Here is a 557-nt window from a genome sequence, read left to right on the forward strand (position 1 = left end):
TACAAAGGTATGATGGAGAAGATTGATATTACAGCCACGGGAGTAGTTGATAGTATTCGTAATAAGATGGCAGTGGCTACAGTTTCCAATAAAGGATTAATGCCATCAGGTGTGTTATCGGAGTTCCAAGGCGCGTATAGTGTACTTCTGTTTGAGACTACAAGCACTCCAGTTACAGGCTCAATTCTTTTGTCTATATCTGCAATATCAAGCGGAATGCCTAGCCTATATTACATCTCCATATCACGAGCTGGTGATGTAACAGGCAATCCTAATCTAAAAGTCAAAGTCCTCTCAGGTAGCTATAATATTAAGATTAAAGCTAAGACTGAAGCTGATGGGAAGTGCCGTGTTTATGCTGAACGGCTAGTCTATACGCCAATACTAAATGTACTCCTAATGAGTTCTTTTGGCATATCAATGAAGATGGAAGCAGCGGATAACAGTGCATTCGAAGGAGGATTTGAAGCTACATTGGAATAGTATAGGGGCAAGTGCCCCTATACTATTCCAACTGTTTCATTTATAAGATTTGTATCTGTTAAAGAGTTATATTC

General features: G+C 39.3%; 1 protein-coding gene. It reads left to right on the forward strand.

Annotated features, from left to right (window positions below; all coding sequences use genetic code 11):
- The coding region (locus tag DW800_RS19510) for a hypothetical protein (RefSeq protein WP_207814353.1) at positions 1-483 on the forward strand (483 nt) is incomplete at its 5' end.
- Between the last annotated feature and the right edge of the window lie 74 nt (positions 484-557).

It is taken from the genome of Bacteroides sp. AM32-11AC (assembly GCF_003603515.1).
Taxonomy (GTDB): domain Bacteria; phylum Bacteroidota; class Bacteroidia; order Bacteroidales; family Bacteroidaceae; genus Bacteroides; species Bacteroides uniformis.